The organism is Lysinibacillus sp. Ag94 (assembly GCF_023242215.1).
In the GTDB taxonomy this organism is placed as follows: Bacteria; Bacillota; Bacilli; order Bacillales_A; family Planococcaceae; genus Lysinibacillus.
In genome coordinates this window covers 3,321,346-3,340,686 of the sequence record NZ_CP096780.1, presented here as the reverse complement: position 1 = coordinate 3,340,686, position 19,341 = coordinate 3,321,346, and the positions used below count along the sequence as shown (strand labels likewise).

At 38.4% G+C, this 19,341-nt stretch carries 13 protein-coding genes, 1 other RNA gene, 1 pseudogene and 1 other annotated feature; of the genes and pseudogenes, 12 read left to right on the top strand and 3 right to left on the bottom strand.

Features of this window, described 5'->3' with window-relative positions; all coding sequences use genetic code 11:
- The first annotated feature begins 105 nt into the window (after nt 1-105).
- Both recJ and MY533_RS15470 read left to right on the top strand, forming a co-directional pair.
- On the top strand, nt 106-2,424 hold the full coding sequence (gene recJ / locus MY533_RS15475) for a single-stranded-DNA-specific exonuclease RecJ (protein WP_248716666.1): 2,319 nt from the start codon (nt 106-108) through the stop codon (nt 2,422-2,424).
- Nucleotides 2,425-2,457: 33 nt separating this feature from the next.
- Nucleotides 2,458-2,970: an adenine phosphoribosyltransferase gene (locus MY533_RS15470; RefSeq protein WP_132356963.1), complete on the top strand. Its 513-nt coding sequence runs from the start codon at nt 2,458-2,460 to the stop codon at nt 2,968-2,970.
- Between the two features lie 241 nt (nt 2,971-3,211).
- Here the strand turns inward: MY533_RS15470 and MY533_RS15465 are convergent.
- A pseudogene (locus MY533_RS15465) lies at nt 3,212-3,662 on the bottom strand (transposase); the annotation flags it as partial.
- A gap of 557 nt (nt 3,663-4,219) precedes the next feature.
- Entirely contained in the window at nt 4,220-4,666 is a 447-nt protein-coding gene (locus MY533_RS15460) for a MarR family winged helix-turn-helix transcriptional regulator (protein WP_248716665.1), read from the bottom strand.
- Nucleotides 4,667-4,902: 236 nt separating this feature from the next.
- Here MY533_RS15460 and MY533_RS15455 point away from each other — a divergent pair, with 236 nt between their 5' ends.
- The 6 genes from MY533_RS15455 (at nt 4,903) to MY533_RS15430 (ending at nt 11,715) form a co-directional block, all read left to right on the top strand.
- Entirely contained in the window at nt 4,903-6,159 is a 1,257-nt protein-coding gene (locus MY533_RS15455) for an MFS transporter (RefSeq protein ID WP_248716664.1), read from the top strand.
- Between the two features lie 334 nt (nt 6,160-6,493).
- The gene (locus MY533_RS15450) at nt 6,494-7,585 is read left to right on the top strand and encodes a carbohydrate kinase (RefSeq protein WP_248716663.1); all 1,092 of its coding nucleotides are present in this window, start codon (nt 6,494-6,496) and stop codon (nt 7,583-7,585) included.
- 4 nt (nt 7,586-7,589) lie between these two features.
- A complete protein-coding gene (locus MY533_RS15445) occupies nt 7,590-8,507 on the top strand; it encodes a pseudouridine-5'-phosphate glycosidase (RefSeq protein WP_248716662.1) in 918 nt (305 codons plus the stop codon).
- A gap of 208 nt (nt 8,508-8,715) precedes the next feature.
- Entirely contained in the window at nt 8,716-10,911 is a 2,196-nt protein-coding gene (locus tag MY533_RS15440; protein ID WP_132356956.1) for a RelA/SpoT family protein, read from the top strand.
- Nucleotides 10,912-10,985: 74 nt separating this feature from the next.
- Nucleotides 10,986-11,426, top strand: coding sequence for a D-aminoacyl-tRNA deacylase (gene dtd, locus MY533_RS15435; protein ID WP_248716661.1), 441 nt, complete (start codon nt 10,986-10,988; stop codon nt 11,424-11,426).
- 73 nt (nt 11,427-11,499) lie between these two features.
- Nucleotides 11,500-11,715 carry a DUF2642 domain-containing protein gene (locus MY533_RS15430; protein ID WP_132356954.1) on the top strand — a complete coding sequence of 72 codons (216 nt, stop codon included), beginning with the start codon at nt 11,500-11,502 and terminating at the stop codon, nt 11,713-11,715.
- Between the two features lie 247 nt (nt 11,716-11,962).
- On the opposite strand, the gene MY533_RS15425 is transcribed toward MY533_RS15430, so the two are convergent.
- On the bottom strand, nt 11,963-13,555 hold the full coding sequence (locus tag MY533_RS15425) for an N-acetylmuramoyl-L-alanine amidase family protein (RefSeq protein ID WP_248716660.1): 1,593 nt from the start codon (nt 13,553-13,555) through the stop codon (nt 11,963-11,965).
- A 162-nt stretch (nt 13,556-13,717) separates the two neighbouring features.
- Nucleotides 13,718-13,959 (top strand) — a binding site (T-box leader).
- Between the two features lie 94 nt (nt 13,960-14,053).
- Between MY533_RS15425 and hisS the strand changes: the two genes are divergently transcribed.
- The 4 genes from hisS (at nt 14,054) to nagA (ending at nt 19,329) form a co-directional block, all read left to right on the top strand.
- Nucleotides 14,054-15,319 (top strand): histidine--tRNA ligase, encoded by a 1,266-nt coding sequence (gene hisS, locus MY533_RS15420; RefSeq protein ID WP_248716659.1) that lies wholly within the window; start codon nt 14,054-14,056, stop codon nt 15,317-15,319.
- Between the two features lie 252 nt (nt 15,320-15,571).
- A complete protein-coding gene (gene aspS / locus MY533_RS15415; protein ID WP_132356951.1) occupies nt 15,572-17,341 on the top strand; it encodes an aspartate--tRNA ligase in 1,770 nt (589 codons plus the stop codon).
- A 139-nt stretch (nt 17,342-17,480) separates the two neighbouring features.
- Nucleotides 17,481-17,680: non-coding RNA, 6S RNA (ssrS, locus tag MY533_RS15410), on the top strand.
- A 491-nt stretch (nt 17,681-18,171) separates the two neighbouring features.
- Nucleotides 18,172-19,329 carry an N-acetylglucosamine-6-phosphate deacetylase gene (gene nagA, locus MY533_RS15405; RefSeq protein WP_248716658.1) on the top strand — a complete coding sequence of 386 codons (1,158 nt, stop codon included), beginning with the start codon at nt 18,172-18,174 and terminating at the stop codon, nt 19,327-19,329.
- The last annotated feature ends 12 nt before the right edge of the window (nt 19,330-19,341 follow it).

Sequence of the window (19,341 nt, the reverse complement as noted above, 5' to 3'; positions counted from 1 at the left end):
ATTGCTTTCATCGGGTAAAAATCTGATGGTTAAAACTATCAATCTGACAGATAGTGCGGATAGGCTAGATTTTCGGTATAATAGCTTTCGTGAGGAAGTGAAAAGATGATTCTATCAAAAAAGAGATGGCGAGTAGAGCGCCCAGACGCTAAGCTTGTCCAAACATTACAAAATGACCTACAACTTTCTGCAATTGCAGCAAAAATTTTAGCAGCGCGTGGCTGTGAAACAACTGCTGATGCAGAGAGTTTATTAAATATGACAGAAACAAGTATCCATGATCCGTTTTTAATGCAAGGTATGGCAGAAGCTGTAGCACGTATTGAGCAAGCGCTTGATAATGGAGAAAAAATCCTAGTTTATGGAGATTATGATTGCGATGGTGTCTCAAGCACGACAGTCATGCTGAATGTGTTGCTTGATCTCGGTGCCGATGTATCGTTTAAAATACCAAATCGATTTATTCACGGTTATGGCCCGAATGAAGCGCTATTTCGTGAAGCACATGAAGAGGGCGTTCAGCTAATTATAACCGTTGATAATGGTATTTCAGGTATTGAACCGATTCGTGTCGCGAAGGAACTAGGAATGGATGTTATCGTTACGGATCACCATGAACCAGGCGATGAATTACCGCCTGCCGATATTATTTTACATCCTCGTATACCAGAAGGACATTATCCATTTGGCGAGCTTGCCGGTGTGGGGGTAGCTTTTAAGTTAGCGCATGCTCTATATGGAGAATTGCCAACGCATTTAATGGAATACGTAGCTGTTGGAACAGTAGCGGATTTAGTACCATTAGTTGATGAAAATCGCTACCTAGTAAAACGCGGAATAGAAGAAATGCGCCGATCACTCAGCCCTTGGGTACAAGCAATGTGTGAAGTAGCCAGTGCAGAACAAGCAAAAATTAACGAAGAAACAATCGGTTTTTACTTTGGACCGCGCTTAAATGCAGTTGGTCGACTAGGAGAAGCGGCGCCAGGCGTCGAGCTATTAATGGCTGAGGATAACGCTAAAGCAATAGCATTAGCGAAGCAGCTTAATACGTGTAATAGTGAACGCAAAGATATAGTAAAGAGTATTACAGATGAGGCGATAGCTCTCATTGAATCAGATAAAAAAATCGGGGATTCACTCGTGTTAGTTATTGCTGGAGAAGGCTGGAATGCTGGGGTAGTAGGGATCGTCGCGTCTCGACTTGTAGAGCTCTATTATCGTCCTACGATTGTACTGTCACTTGACTATGAAAAAGGAACAGCTAAAGGCTCAGCTCGTAGTATTGAAGGCTTCCATTTATATAATGAATTAGCGAAGAATCGAGATATATTACCTCATTTTGGTGGGCACCCTATGGCAGCAGGGATGACATTATCCATTGAGCATGTGGATGAGTTAAGGTCACGCTTAGATGATCAAGCAAGAGCGTGTTTATCAGAGGAACAATTGACACCTGTACTCAATATTGACATACCGCTAAAAATGGATGAAATTTCAGCGGATGCTATTGAAGAAATTTCGACGCTTGGTCCATATGGTACTGATTTTCCGAAGCCTGTTTATGTGCTCGAGGATGTGGAGATATCCTCCATGCGGAAAATTGGAGCAGCAGAAAATCATATAAAAATGGAATTGACGGATGGCTATGAAAAATTGGATAGTGTTGGATTCAATAAAGGACATTTACACGACGAATTAACATATGGAATTAAAGTATCATTTACAGGGGATTTACAAATTAACGAATGGCAAGGACGTAAAAAAGCACAATTTATGATTGAGGATGTCCAAACGACTGAATGGCAATTATTTGATATTCGTGGTATTCGCCAAACATCCCGCTGGTTAAATACGGTTCCAAAAGAGGAGGCGACATTTATCGCCTTCCGTTCAGAAACGGTTACCTACTACCAGTCGTTAATTGGTGTACCAATCCTAACAGTGGATCCTACGCTTTCAAATGTAGAACAAAGCAATTATATCGTCCTACTGGATTTGCCACAAAATGTTCAAATGTTAGAAAGTGTCTTACGAAAAACTGCTCCTTCCCGTATATATGCACATTTTTATATGCCTGATTCTCAGTACTTCAATGGATTGCCTACACGTGAGCAATTCTCCTGGTATTATAAGTTTTTAAAAAATCGCCCTGCCTTTCCATTAAATATGCATTTGGCGGAATTGGCTCAACATACAGGTTGGCCGTTAGACGCATTAAAATTTATGACACAGGTGTTTTTTGAACTTGATTTTGTTAAAATGGAGAGTGGACTGACGACTGTCAACGTGAATGCACCAAAACAGGCACTTACAGAGGCACCGTCTTACAAACAGCGTTCAGAACAGATTGAAATGGAGCAAAAGCTAGTATATGCCCCTTATATAGAATTAAAACAATGGTTTGATGAACGATTACATTAATATACGATTAAGTTTCGTAGGAGGAACAATAACATGGATTTAAAGCAATACGTAACAACGGTTGAAAACTGGCCGAAAGAGGGCATTAGCTTCAAAGATATTACAACAATTATGGATAATGGTGCTGCATACAAGTATGCAACAGACCAAATCGTAAGTTACGCAAAAGAATTAGGTGCTGAAATTGTGGTAGGTCCTGAGGCACGTGGCTTCATTATCGGATGTCCAGTTGCTTATGCGCTTGAAATTGGTTTTGCGCCTGTTCGTAAGCCAGGAAAATTACCACGTGAAGTGATAAGTGCTGACTACGGTCTTGAGTACGGTAAAGATACGCTAACAATGCACAAAGATGCAATTAAACCAGGGCAAAAAGTATTAATCTGTGATGATTTACTTGCGACTGGCGGTACAGTTGAAGCGACAGTGCGTTTAGTTGAACAATTAGGCGGTCAAGTTGTGGGTTGTGCCTTCCTAATCGAGTTAAAAGAGCTCAATGGTCGTGCAAAACTTGGCGACTTAAACATAAAAACACTTATTGAATATTAAAAAATGATTTGGTTGATTGAAGTGAAGACTGACGTCCCCCTGGGAAAGCGCTCAGCCGGAACGGAAATCAATCTCTCGTTTTGCAGAAGAGTCATACAATAATATGAAAAGCGTCACATTTTTGGAGGGCACTGAAAAACTTACGTTTTCATAAAAGCGAACCTTTCTCAGATAAAAATAAGGCATTTCTTGTTCAATTTTGAACAGGAAGTGCCTTATTTCTGTCTCTATTCCTTATTCCTTATTTATTTTCGTTTAATAGCTTTAATATCCGTTTTAAATTGACAGCGAATATCGTTGTAGCACCTTGAATTTCCATGCCAAATAGACCCGCAGTCGATGCCGTATCGTACCCGTGTCCGTTTTTAATTCACTATTCTTCGCTTCTACTTTGTAGCGATTTGCGGCTAACTGCTTAAATGCTTCCGTATTTTGAAATGCCTCTTGTTCGGCATGTGTATCCGACTTAATTGTGACAGAATATGTTTTACTTTTTGCGCCTTCTTTATAACAGCCATCTCTCATTGGACATACTTTGCATTTTTCAATGTCAAAATAATATGACTCATACTCGCTCCTTTTTTGCCCGTACGTGCTTTTCTTGTCGCGAGATGACCGGCCTTACAAACAAACATTCCAGCGTCTTTATTAAACTCAAACTTGTCTTCTTCTTTTCGTGGTCCTTGTGTTAAATTAAGGGTTTCTTGATTTGAAATCATCGGGGGCACTACCTGCACATTAATTCTTTTATTATAAAGGAAAGCATGACTAAAATAATAGTGTGATACATTGCGTTGTTTGGAGAAGCATCGCTCGACTCCTGCGGGAAAGCGAGACAGACGAGACCCCGCACGAAGCGAAGCGTAGGAGGAGGCTCGGCGCTCGCCCGCGGAAAGCGAGCGGAATGCTTCGGAAAACAACAGTAGAGTCACAGTGCCAAATGAAAAAAGCGAGGTATTCAACGATTTACTCGTTAAATACCTCGCGATGTGAGAAGATATAGACTTTTTCAGTGCCCTCCATTTTTGTGGCGTTTTTTTATTTTCTTGAGATTAATCGATATAGTGAGCATTAAAAATTTTTAAATTCAAAAATAAGGGAGAGTTAGCTTTGTCATATTAGGTAATTGATGCTTTTACGGCAACAAAATTTGGTGGTAATCCAGCAAGGTGTAGTGATCCATGAAATTATGAAAAATCCATTTTGAACAATCATTTTTCAAAATGGATTCTTTTGTTTAGGTTCGTTTTTATTCTTTATCATTAGTTTGAATTATTTTTTGGATAGTTTTCAATGTTTCATAAAAATCATTGTATTTTTCTAAGCCGATATCATTGATAATTCTTTCTTGGATATCTTGCCAAATTGGAGCAGCCTCATTTAATTTTTCAACCCCTTTATCAGTTAGTGTAATGACCTTTGCTCGAGCATCTTGTGGATCTCTTGTTAAATTTACATAGCCATTGCGCTTTAACAAATTAATATTACGTGTAATGGTTGTTTGATCGAGCAGTAAAATTTCACCTAGTCGACTAATGGAAACTGATTGTTGAAGATCAATATTTGCTAGCATTGAGTATTGTGTAACTTTTAAGCCAGTTGGCTGTAGTAAATTATCATAAAATTGTGTCACGAGCCGCGTTTTTTTTCGAAGGTTTGCACATACACATATTTGTGTGTAATCTATATTCTTCATTGGTCCGTACCCCTTTTCGAGTTGGTTCACTATTATAGTAGCCCTATTGATTTATTTTGTTAAGTTGGAAAATGTTTCTTGACAGTAATAAAAGTGATTACTAAGATTATATATGTATATACATGATTTTAGGAAGTCATTCGCCCTTGTAATACATGCATATACATATAATTGAGCTGTAATCTTTTTCATTAAAGAGCATATTAAAAAAACTTATAAGAATTGAAGGTGTCAAGATGAGGCGTATTCATTATAGCTGGTTTATTTTAGTCGTAACCTTTTTCTCCATTATTGTTGCAGGGATTACAATGTCGTCATCAGGAGTTTTTATAGACTCCTTTGAAAAAGAATTTAATTGGGATCGATCTATAATTGCTTTAGCTTTTGCAGTGAGTCTATTTTTATATGGTTTTTCGGGTCCGTTTATGGCGGCGTTACTAGAAATAGCGGGATTAAAGAAAATGATGCTAGGTGCAATGGCTACATTATTTATTGGCATGATGCTTACGCTTTTCATGACTCAATCATGGCAGTTAATCGTTATATGGGGCGGTATTATTGGTTTAGGAGCAAGTCTTTTTTTAACGGTGTTAAGTCCTTATGTAGCTAATCATTGGTTTGTGAAAAGTAGAGGATTGGCAGTAGGGATTTTAACGGCGAGTACTGCAACAGGGCAGTTAATTCTCTTACCATTATTGGCGATTATTATTGAAAATCATTCTTGGCGATGGGCGATTGGTTTAATGCTTATTCTAAGTATTGTTATGTTCATCATCATTTCAATATTTATGAAAAATAAACCACAGGATATAGGGATTCTTCCTTATGGACTGGAAGAAGATCTAGAAGTGCAACAAGTGAATCATAAGAAAAATCCGATTAGTATTGCTTTTAATGGTTTATTTGAGGCAATAAGGAAGAAAGAATTTTGGCTATTAGCGGGAAGTTTTTTTATTTGTGGACTTTCAACCAGTGGGTTAGTTGGTACTCATTTTGTTTCTTACTGTATTAGCTTTGGTGTCCCTTTAGTAACCGCTGCATCCTTTCTTTCTTTTATGGGAGTGTTTAACCTTGTAGGTACTACTTTATCCGGGTGGCTGTCTGATCGTTTTGATAATCGATGGTTATTGTTTTGGTATTACCTTTTAAGAGGAATGTCTCTGCTTTTACTCCCGTATGCATTAACGCAAGGGTCGCTAACTTTACTGACAATCTTTACAATATTTTATGGATTAGATTGGATTGCTACAGTACCTCCAACGATTAGTATTTCTAGACAAATTTTTGGTACGAATAAAAGTGGCATTATTTATGGGTGGATTTTCGCATCACATCAAGCAGGAGCTGCAGTTGCTGCCTATGGTGGAGGCCTCATTTATAAGTTTTTCAATTCATATACTTGGGCCTTTTTCCTTGCTGGAATGTTCTGTGCATTGGCAAGTTTATTTGTCATCATCGTGAAAAAACAAACGCCCCATCATGTTTTGAACTAGCTACTGGCTTTGCTTAGGGCGATACTCTTCACTATCGTCGGTTCTCAAAATTTTGTCAGCTAATATTGATATTCGCCGCTAACGGAGCAAAGAACGGAGCAAAACCCGAATTTCCGCAGCTATTGATTTCACGTATAGAAAACATTTGTTGCTGTTGCATCGTAACAGCTTCGTTTTCGCACTACCTGACACCTTAATTTCATTGAAGCAATAGCTATCACAACATGAAGTTGAAGCCAATATCATATTGGTTTCAACTTTTTTCATTAAAAATTTTTTGACATCATCCAAACAAAAGTTTATAATGTAAACAAATATAACAAAAGGTGATGCTATGAATGAAAGAGAACAGGCGGTCCTTGCATTAATTCGCCAGAATCCGTTTATGTCTCAACAAGAGATGGCCGATAAGATGAATCTGTCTCGACCAGTCCTTGCTAATTTAGTATCGAGCTTGACGAAACAGGGGAAAATTGTAGGCCGTGCGTATATTTTACCTGAGGAAAATGAAATCATTTGTATCGGTGGAGCAAATCTTGACCGAAAATTTCATGTGAAGGGGAATGTCCAGTTCGGTACATCTAATCCTGCAAGCTCTTCATTTAGTGTAGGGGGTGTTGGACGAAACATTGCTGAAAACTTAGGCAGATTAAATCATCAAGTAACATTGCTGACTACTGCCGGTAAAGATGCTGATTGGCAAGTGATCCAAGAAGCTTCGGAGCCATTTATGAATTTAAGGTATGTAGAGCAGTTACCAGACGCTTCGACTGGTTCCTATACCGCGATTATGGATGAGCAGGGCGAGCTAGCATTAGCGGTAGCAAATATGGAAGTATATGATCTTTTATTGCCAAGTTTGCTAAAAAAACATGAGGCAATGCTCATGAACGCAGGCTGCTTTATTATGGACTTGAACTGTCCAAAGGAAACAGTGGCTTACATACAGCAGGTTGCAATTGCCCGTGACATTCCGTTTGTCATCGTACCGGTATCTTCGCCAAAAATGAATCGATTACCTGATACGTTGCAAGGTGTAACATGGTTTATTTGTAACACAGATGAGGCAGAGACGATTGTTGGTCATAAAATCGAAAACTCTGTGCATTATGAAAAGGCTTTACAGCAACTTCTTACATTAGGTGCTGACCACGTAATTATTACAGCGGGTAGCAAGGGTGTGTATGCAGCTTCCGTTACAACGAAGCCAAGCAATTACGCGGCGAAAGCTATAGAAAAAATTGAAGATGTAACAGGTGCCGGGGACGCCTTTGTAAGTGCAGTAATCCACAGCTGGCTTACTGGGCAATCCTTTGCAACATGTATTGACGCAGGCTTAACGAATGCCAAAAATACGCTTGCATCCCCATATACAGTAAGACCTGAGCTATCAGTTGATTTGTTAAACAGTGAAATGGAGGAATAACAACATGAAAGAATTCATCGTATTATCAGAAGAAGTAAAAGCAGGACAAGCAAAAGGCTTACCAATCGTAGCATTAGAATCAACAATTATTTCTCACGGAATGCCCTATCCACAAAATGTTCAAACAGCACGTGAAGTAGAACAAATTATTCGTGATAATGGTGCAGTACCAGCAACAATTGCTTTAATCGATGGTAAAATTAAAATTGGTTTATCAGATGAAGAACTTGAAATGTTCGGTAATGCTCAAGGCGTAGCAAAAGCATCTCGTCGTGACTTAGGCTATCTTTTAGCAACCAAAAAATTAGGAGCGACGACTGTAGCAGCAACAATGATTTGTGCTGAGCTAGCTAATATTGAAATTTTTGTAACTGGCGGTATCGGTGGCGTACACCGTGGTGCAGAAACAACAATGGATATTTCAGCGGATTTAGAAGAATTAGCGCAAACAAATGTTGCTGTAATTTGTGCGGGGGCTAAGTCAATTTTAGATATTGGTTTAACTTTAGAATATCTTGAAACAAAAGGTGTACCAGTTGTTGGATACGGTACAGATGAGCTACCAGCATTCTATACACGCCAAAGTGGTTTTGCTGTAAACTTCAAGATTGATACGCCAGAAGAAGTGGCAGAAATGCTACGTGCCAAATGGCAATTAGGCTTAAAAGGTGGAGCTGTTATTGCTAATCCAATTCCAGAGACTGAAGCTCTTGAGAATGCATTCATTACAGGAATCATTGAAAAAGCTTTAGTAGAAGCAGAAGAAAACGGTATTCACGGTAAAAACGTGACACCATTCTTACTTGGAAAAGTGAAAGAATTAACAGAAGGTAAAAGCCTTGATGCCAATATTGCATTAGTAAAAAATAATGCGGTAGTTGGGTCAAAAATTGCTGTAGCGTATAATAAATTAAGTAAATAACCTATGGATATAGAAAGAGACCCTTTGCGGAATATTGCATTCGCAAAGGGTCTTTTTATTCATTTCCTAGAATATATTTCCCATTTCTCACATTGTTCACGAGAATAACTAAACAAAATGACACAGTTACTTTACAATAGCCCATAATATTTTATACAATTAAGTTTATATCTAATCTGAAAAATTTGACGAGCAAGGTGGACATGTTATGGCGAAAGAGCAAATTTTGACTCCCGAGGACGTTTTTGAGTTAGTCAAATCCTACATGAATGAGGAAAATGTCGCATTCGTGAAAAAAGCATATGAATTAGCAAGGGATGCCCATATTGAGCAATTCCGAAGCTCGGGTGAACCGTATATTATTCATCCTGTGCAAGTAGCTGGTATTTTAGCTGAATTGCAAATGGATCCTGCAACAGTTGCGGCTGGTTTTTTGCATGATGTTGTTGAGGATACGGATTTTACGCGTGACGATTTGGTTCGTGAATTCGGCGAAGAGGTTGCGGTGCTTGTAGACGGTGTAACAAAGCTAGGGAAAATTAAATATTTATCTAAAGAAGCGCAACAAGCAGAAAATCATCGAAAAATGTTTGTTGCGATGGCGCAGGATATTCGTGTCATTTTGATTAAACTGGCAGACCGCCTACATAATATGCGCACGTTAAAGCATTTACCTGCCGAAAAACAACGCCGTATTTCAAAAGAAACGCTTGAAATTTTTGCACCACTTGCGCATCGTCTTGGGATTTCGACTGTTAAATGGGAGCTTGAGGATACGGCACTTCGTTATTTAAATCCACAGCAATATTATCGCATTGTCAGTCTTATGAAGAAAAAACGTGATGAGCGTGAGGCATATTTAGATAATGTAATGGGTGAGATGAAGTCACAGCTTACAGATGTTGAAATTGAAGCAGATATTTATGGTCGCCCAAAACATATTTACAGTATTTATCGTAAGATGGTGTTACAAAAGAAACAATTCAACGAGATTTATGATTTATTAGCCATTCGTGTACTTGTCGATAGTATTAAAGATTGCTATGCCGTACTTGGGATTGTGCATACATTATGGAAGCCAATGCCAGGGCGTTTTAAAGATTATATTGCGATGCCAAAACAAAATCTATATCAATCCCTGCATACAACAGTAATTGGTCCTTATGGTGACCCGCTAGAAGTTCAAATTCGTACGAAGGAAATGCATAAAATTGCCGAGTACGGGATTGCAGCGCATTGGGCGTATAAGGAAGGTAAAAAAGTTGATAATGAAAAACAAAATGTCGACCAAAAATTAACGTGGTTCCGAGAAATTTTAGAATTCCAAAATGAATCTTCTAATGCTGAAGAGTTTATGGAATCTTTAAAATTTGATTTATTTTCTGATATGGTCTATGTCTTCACGCCTGAAGGAGATGTCATTGAATTACCAGCAGGCTCTGTACCTATCGACTTCGCATACCGTGTGCATTCAGAAGTTGGAAATCGTACAATTGGCGCGAAAATTAATGGTAAAATGGTACCGCTCGATACACCGTTGAAAACGGGAGATATTATTGAAATTTTAACGTCTAAGCAATCATTTGGTCCGAGTCGTGATTGGCTGAAAATAGCTCAATCTTCTCAGGCGAAAAATAAAATAAAGCAATTTTTCAAACGTCATCTTCGTGAGGAAAATATCATCAAAGGTAAAGAGATGATAGAAAAGGAAATCCGTGCTCAAGGTTTTGATGTAAAAGAAACAATGTCAGCGGACAATTTGAAGCGAGTATGTGAAAAATTTAACTACACAAATGAAGAAGATTTATATGCTGCTGTCGGCGTGAATGGAATTACAGCTCAGCAAGTTGCTAATCGTCTAGCGGAAAAGCGCCGCAAAGAGCGTGAACAGGAAGAAGCACTTGAGAAAATTGAGCAAAAAATGAAAAATCCTATTCCGCAAAAACGTACGGAATCGGGTGTTATCGTAAAAGATATCGACAATATGCTAATTCGACTTTCCCGTTGCTGTACGCCAGTTCCTGGAGATGAAATTGTAGGCTTCATTACGAAAGGAAGAGGTGTTTCAGTGCACCGTGCTGACTGTCCAAATATTCAAGTTGATGATGAGCAGGAGCGCTTAATAGAAGTTGAATGGGAACATGGGCTTACTCCAGAGAAAAAAGAATACCCTGTCGATATTGAAGTGTCAGCTTTCGATAGACCAGGAATTTTAAATGAAATCATGCAAATTGTTAGCGAAACAAAAACGAATATTTTAGCAGTGAGTGGTCGTGCAGATCGTGATAAAATGGCAACGATTCATTTAACAATTTCAATTTCAAATATTTCGCATTTGCATAAAGTAGTGGAACGTATTAAGCAAACACCTGATATCTATTCAGTACAACGTGTTATTAACTAATTCGTTAGTTAGGCAGAAGCAACTTTGTTATGTACTTTTTGTTGCATACAATAGGAGAATTGAGGTTTTAAAAAATGAAAGTAGTTTTACAACGTAGTAAAGCAGCCTCTGTTACGGTTGACGGAAAAGTAACGGGAGCTATTGATAGCGGTTATGTTCTTCTTGTTGGCATTACACACGGGGATACGCAAGAGGATGTTGATTATTTAGCGAAAAAAGTAGCAAATCTCCGCCTTTGGGAAGATGCTGATGGTAAAATGAATCATTCTATTTTAGAGCATGGAGGAGCTATTCTATCCGTCTCACAATTTACATTGTATGGAGATGCGAAAAAGGGGAATCGCCCAAGTTTTACGAGTGCAGCAAGACCAGAAGTTGCAGAACCGTTATGGGAGGCTTTTAATAATGCCTTATGTGGACACGGTTTACATGTGGAAAAAGGAATTTTTGGTGCAATGATGGATGTTGCACTGACAAATGATGGCCCTATCACCATACTTCTTGAATCTAAATAAATGGTACATTTCCTATGATTCCTTCATACATTAAATAGTATGGTTAGTTTTGTAGGAAGGAAGTGTCTTAAGAATGACGCAGGTAGGAAGCATATCAAATCCATATTTATATGAAACTCTTAATATGATGATTGGTCAGGTAATTGTAGTGCAAACGAAGAAAAATATTCAGCAAGGAAAATTAATCTCTGTATTACCTGATGATATTGTTTTAGAGGTTAACCGTACGCCATTATTCATTAGTATGAGGGAAATTGTATGGGTTACGCTAGCAACAATGAAAAAATAAGCGCATAAAGGACCTCTATACTCTTAGACTATGAGTTGGAGGCCTTTTTTCGTTTTAGCAAGTGTAAGTACTTGAGTACTGAAGATAAACATAACTTGAATTGATTCAGTTCCATTAACTAATGCTTCTATCAAGGAAGAGTCATATACTCTTAATGAACTAGTAAAAAATAAATAAGCTGCAAGGGAAGTACGAATCTACTGTCCTTTGCAGCTTATTTATCTCATGCAAAAAGTATAATGGATTTTTATTGCACTTCGTTAAAGTAATTTAAAATACCTTGGTAGATACCGAGAGTAGCTTGTTCACGGAATTTAGCACTTGTAATAACACGTTCCTCACTACCATTACTTAAGTAGCCTAGCTCAATGAGAGCAGCTTGTTGACGATTTTCTCGTAAAACTAAATAATTTCCTTGTTGGGTTCCACGATTCTTTAAATCGATTTTATTGGAAAGTCCTTTATTTATTGCCTCTGCAAGACCTTGTTGATTACTATTCATATAATATGAGGTAAAGCCATTAATGGAGCTATCGTCTGTTGCATCATAATGAATACTTATAAAAGCATCTGCCTCATACTGGTGCGCAATTGATACGCGTTTACGAAGTGCAACATATTCATCAGATTCTCTAGTCATGACAACATTTGCCCCAGCAGCACTCAACTTTGAAGCAAGAAGAGATGCCGTTTTCAATGTAATTTCCTTCTCATTTGTGCCTCGTTGTCCGGTCGTGCCGTGATCATTTCCTCCATGTCCAGCATCTACAACGATCGTTAGCCCATTTAAAGTGCCTTTCTTGCGTGGTGCAGATTTATCTTTTTTACTAGCAGTAGTGGCTTTGCTCGACGAAGTAGTAGTAACGACCCAGTTCGCCACAAATGCCGTTTTGTCATCTACTTGTATTTCATAAAAATCATTTTTAGCGCCTACAATAGGGTAGGTTTCACCAGCATCTACACGTGCAACAACATCAGCAGTTGTTGTTGAATCTGTTCGTAGGTTTGTCCCATTATAAATGATTGTGACAGATTCAAGCTCTGAGGAAGAAGAAGCAGATTTTGATGTCGGTTTTTCTTTATTTGAAAAAGTACCATAAAAGCTATAAACCCAACCTGCTTTATTATCGTTATATTGAATTTTTACCCAGTTATGTTCTTGAGCCAGCACTTTAAAGGTTTGTCCATTTGAAGCTGTGCCTATTTTTTTAGCATTTAAGTCGTGATTTTGGCGCACATTAAGTGCATCCACTAAAACTGTAAATGTTGTATCTTTGCCGATTTTTTTTGCAGATACCTCAACTTTAGGTTCATTAGCCTCAGCCTCAGATTTAGCCTTTTTTTCAGGCAGGTCATTGATTGTAACATAGTCAGTAGATACCCACCCAACTAGTCCGTTCCAATCTATTTTTGCCCATTCGCCATTTTTTTCAATGAGTTTAGCTTGGCTGCCTATCGATAATTGTCCAAGAACTGCTGAAGATATGTCAGGCTCAGTACGAATATTTAGACGATCGACTTGTGAAATCAACGTTTTATCAACCGTTTGTTTATCGTTTATGGAAGCTGTTAGCCAAGATGCTACCCAGCCTTCGTAATCGCCTGCTTTTACTTGAATCCAGTCACCCTCACGACTAATAGAAGTTAGCGAATCACCCTCATCTAATGTCGTAATGATTGGATAAGACAGTCCAGGTCCCTCACGTAAATGAAGAGTCGTTCCAGTTACTTTTAAATCACTGGTGTCTGCTAGTGCTCTTTGAATATTGTTCATACTTGGAATCGCGATCATTAACACTAGTACGAAGATGATACTAATATTTAAAAGTTTTGTCCTCATCAGATTCCTCCTATCTTGTGCTATTTTACCATGCTTGAGTAATAGAATTCGTGGGAAAAAGGTAATGGAATTTGTTATTTTATCGAATGTATTGTAAAAAAAATAAAAACAGTTGACATTGCCTTTTGTTGTGACTAACATAAAGGGTAATCAAAAAATGATTAACCGCTTATGACCAAGCAAGTAGCAGATACCTCTATTGGAGAAGAGAGGGAAAGACCTAGGCTGAAATCTTTCCTACAAAAATGTATATTGTGAATAACACTTGAGAGGCTTTTTTCTGAAAAGTAATGCTTAGTAGGAAAAAACGGAATCGGCCGTTATCCGATTAGGAGGAGGACGCATGAATTTGATGCGTCAACTAGGGTGGAACCGCGGAAGCTTGTACAGCTCTCGTCCCTTGCAAAACGCAAGGTGGCGAGGGCTTTTTTTGTGGACAAAAAACGAGAAGTCCAGAAGACAGCTTGCTCATAAGCAATTTATAAAGGAGGTTTTTCTATGAGTTTTAAAGTGCCACGAGGGACACAAGATATTTTACCTGGTCAATCAGAAAAATGGCAAAAGATAGAAGCAGTTATCCGTGATATCTGTCGTGTCTATCGCTACAATGAAATTCGCACACCAATTTTTGAACAAACAGATTTATTTGCACGTGGTGTCGGCGAAACAACAGATGTTGTTCAAAAAGAAATGTATACTTTTGAAGATCGTGGAGGTCGTTCGTTAACATTACGTCCGGAGAATACAGCTGGTGTAGTTCGTGCTTATGTTGAGCATAAAATGTTTGGTGCACCTGATCAACCAGTAAAGCTTTCATATTTAGGACCAATGTTCCGTTATGAACGTCAACAAGCAGGGCGCTACCGTCAATTTGTTCAATTTGGAGTTGAAGCAATTGGTTCAGCTGACCCAGCGATTGATGCAGAAGTTATTGCACTAGCAATGGATGTCTATGAATCAGCAGGTTTAAAGGATTTAAAATTAGTCATTAATTCTCTTGGTGACAAAGAAACACGTAATACACACCGTACAGCACTGTTACAACACTTCGAACCACATATTCATGAGTTTTGTTCAGACTGCCAAAATCGTTTACAAAAAAATCCACTGCGTATTTTAGACTGTAAGGTAGACCGTGAGCACCCATTAATGCAATCGGCACCTGCATTAACTGATTTCCTAACAGAGGAGTCAGCAGCTTATTTCGCTCAAGTTAAAACATATTTAGATACATTGGGAATTTCGTATGAGGTCGATCCAAATCTTGTAAGAGGTCTTGATTATTACAATCATACGACTTTTGAAATTATGTCAACGGCTTCTGGCTTTGGAGCCATTACTACACTTTGTGGTGGGGGTCGCTATAATGGCCTTGTGCAAGAAATTGGTGGACCGGAAGTACCAGGTATCGGTTTCGCATTAAGTATTGAGCGTTTGTTACTTGCGCTTGAAGCTGAAGGTGTTGAATTAGATACAGCATCAGGACTTGATGTCTATATGATCGCTATGGGCGAAGAAGCGAAGCTAAAAACTGTAGAATTAACAAGTACCTTCCGCGCTAAGGGCATTTCCGCAGAAATGGATTATTTAGATCGCAAAATGAAAGCTCAAATGAAATCAGCAGACCGTTTAGGTGCAAAATATACGATTGTTTTAGGCGAAACGGAGCTTGAAGAGCAAGTAGCTACTGTTAAACATATGGAATCAGGTGAACAACAAAAAGTAGCGTTCTCAGAGTTAGTGAACTACCTATTAAAACCATAAGCGAAAAACGTAAATCGTTTTATAAATCAATACAGGATTATCTGTTCATCATTTGGACAGATAATTCATCTAATGAACTCGCTCATTTTCCTTGGCATCCATTCACTACCTAGTAGGAACTGTATGCTACATAAGTAAAACAAACGGTTCATCACTTGAAAATGGGGAATGACATTTTATGAAAACGTATGTCATGTGGATAAATCAACCCTAAGTAATGATGAGCCAAATAAATTTTGGAGGAATTAAATAATGGCAACAAGAACACATGCTAGTAATGAACTTTCAGAAGCATTAAAAGGCGAAAAAGTCGTACTAAAAGGTTGGGTACAACGTCGTCGCGACCTAGGTGGTTTAATTTTCATTGATTTACGCGATCGTACTGGAATCACTCAAGTAGTATTTAGTCCTGATGTTGCGGAAGCGCATGCTCTAGCCGATAAAGTGCGTAGTGAGTACGTAATTGAAGTAGAAGGGACAGTTATTCTTCGCGCAGAAGATCAAATTAACCCAAATGTACCAAACGGCAAAATTGAAGTAGAAGCAACAAAATTAGTCGTTATTAATACAGCAAAAACAACACCTTTCCAAATCGAAGATCGCACAGATGTATCCGAAGATTTACGTTTAAAATATCGTTATCTTGACCTGCGTCGTCCTGTGATGTTTGACACTTTCAAAATGCGTTCAGATGTGACTCGTACAATTCGTAACTTCTTACAAAACGAAGGCTTCTTAGAAGTAGAGACACCAATTTTAACAAAATCATCTCCAGAAGGAGCTCGTGACTATTTAGTACCATCACGTGTTCATGAAGGTGAATTTTATGCACTACCACAATCACCACAGCTATTTAAGCAATTATTAATGGTGTCTGGTTTCGAAAAATACTTCCAAATCGCACGTTGTTTCCGTGATGAAGACTTACGTGCTGACCGTCAACCAGAGTTTACACAAGTTGATATTGAAACAAGCTTTTTAACGCAAGAAGAAATTATTGAAATGAACGAACGCTTAATCCAAGCAGTTATGAAAGAAGTAAAAGGTATTGATATCCCTGCTCCATTCCAACGTATGAAATATCAAGAAGCTATGGATCGTTATGGCTCAGATAAACCTGACGTACGTTTCGGCTTAGAGCTAGTTGCTTTAAATGATATTTTTGATGGCTGTAACTTCAAAGTGTTTGCTGATACAGTAGCACAGGGCAAGCAAGTAAAGAGTATCAACATTAAAGGTGCGGCAGACAAATACTCTCGTAAAGACATGGACGAGCTAACAAAATTCGTTGGTATTTACGGAGCAAAAGGTCTGGCTTGGTTAAAAGTAACGGAAGAAGGCTTAAACGGACCGATTGCAAAATTCTTTGACGAAGCTTTAGCAACTGCATTAATCGAACGAATGAAAGCTGAAGTGGGCGATATTTTAGTATTCGTTGCTGATAAAGCATCTGTTGTAGCAGCATCTTTAGGTGCACTTCGTACGAAATTAGGTCAAGATTTAGGCTTAATCGACGAATCAGAATTTGCATTCCTATGGATTACAGATTGGCCATTATTAGAGTACTCTGAAGAGGACGGTCGCTATTATGCAGCGCACCATCCATTCACACGTCCATTTGATGAAGATATTCCATTAATGGAAACTGATCCTGCAGCTGTCCGCGCGCAAGCATACGATATCGTATTAAACGGCTATGAGCTTGGTGGAGGCTCACTACGTATTTATGAACGTGAATTACAAGAAAAAATGTTCAATTTACTTGGTTTCACAGAAGAAGAAGCAAGAGCTCAATTTGGCTACTTATTAGAAGCATTTGAATATGGTGTACCGCCACATGGAGGTTTAGCATTTGGTCTTGACCGCTTCGTAATGCTACTTGCTGGCCGCACTAACTTACGTGACACAATTGCATTCCCGAAAACAGCAAGTGCAAGCTGCTTATTAACAAATGCACCAAGTGAAGTTTCTTCAGAACAATTAAATGAGCTAAATTTAGCAATAAAAACATTTAAAAGATAATGAATACTCCAAAATACCTGGATTCTCTAGCAAAATTTGTTGAGAATCTAGGTATTTTTTGCGTTTTCGCATGAATGGAGATTTTTTTTGAGAAAATAGATTGAATTATCAGATAAAGGGTGCTATTATTACTGTAATACGAATCCTGATGTGTTTGTTTAATTGCTAGCTCTACTTAATAGTTTTGACCGAACACTTTAGAAACGGGAGCCTTCATTTTGTAGTCGCAAACAAGCCCCACGCGGAGCGGGACGTTTAAAGCTGCAAAGCGGGCACCCCCCTGCGAATTGCGGGTTCAAGACGAATGTTTCTTGGCATAACGGCACAATCGGGATTCGTCATACATAGTAAATAACTACAAAGAGGAGCATAAAATTAGCTCCTTTTTTAGTGCGAAAAAATGGTTATTCAACATAGGAATATAATAATAGAACGAATTTGTTAATGGTAGAGGAGAAATGACCATGATTGTTGGCTTAAAAATGAATGAAGAGCAAATTGTGCCTTATGATAATGAATGGAAAAATGGGTTCGTTCTGAGATTATAGAACATACGAATAGCCAATCGTCTTCAACATATTGGTAGTACTCATCGAACGCTCCCCAGGAAGCGTTGCTCTGCGCGAAAGCGAAGCTACATCAAAAAAGCACCCAGTCAGAACGAAAAATAACTCCAAGTTATGGCGATAAATCTAAAAAATTTAGAAAATATAAAAAATACTTTTTATTTTTGTAAAAGTGTCCTATAATTGGTATAGACAACTATACCAAGTTAAATAATAGCTTGGAAACTTCAGCAGGCTCCTCAAAAAAGATTAGGGGGTGATTATTTGAAGCATACACTTTTAATTTCCAATGTTACGATAGTCAATCATGATGAAGCACCGTTTAAGGGCGATTTATTTATTGATAATGGTAAAATTATTAAAATAAGTAATAACTTATCTGACCAGGCTGAGCATTATATTGATGGCAAAGATAAAAATTGGATACTACTACCTGGCTATATTGATATGCATATACATGGCTCAGCTGGGCATGATGTGATGGACGCTACACAAATAGCATTACATCAAATGGCACGTTCTTTAGTACAAGAAGGTGTTACAGGCTTCCTTGCTACTACAATGACGCAATCTATAGAAGCGATTGAAAGCGCTTTATCCAACGTTGCTCAATTTGAAAATAATGATGATGAGGCAAGCTTATTAGGTATACATGTAGAGGGGCCATATGTATCGAAAAAACGGGCAGGAGCTCAGCCAATAGAATACATTATATTACCGTCTGCTGAGCAATTTACATGCTGGCAGAAAATAAGTAAGCAACGTATTAAACAAGTTACAATTGCGCCCGAGGTAGAGGGAGGCTTTACGTTTATTGAATCGTTAAAAGATTTAAATGTTATTGCTTCCATTGGCCATTCTGACGCATCAATTGAGGAAGTGGATAAAGCAGTAGCATTGGGAGTAAGGCAGGCCACGCATTTATATAACCAAATGCGCCCTTTCCATCATCGCCAACCGGGTGTCGTTGGTGCAGTGCTATTAGAAGATCAGGTGAAGACTGAAATTATAGCTGATTTCGTGCATAGCCATCCTCAGGCTGTAAAGCTAGCGTATCGTATGAAAGGAGCGAATGGTATCATTTTAATTACAGATGCGATGCGGGCAAAAGGCTTACATTATGGTGATTATGATTTAGGTGGTCAAACCGTTCATGTTTCTAAGGATGGGGCTCATTTATCTAATGGGGCTTTAGCGGGCAGTGTGCTAACGATGGAGCAGGCAGTTAAAAATATGAAAGCAGTTACCGATTGCTCATTGCAGGAAATTGTCGCAATGTCCTCTACGAATGCTGCTAAGCAATTACAGCTTGCAACGAAAGGTCATATTGCAGAAGGATATGATGCAGATTTTGTATTACTTGATGAACATTTAAATGTACAAAAAACTATTTGTCGGGGTAAAGTTGTATTTGAGAAATGAAAGTAAAGAGGC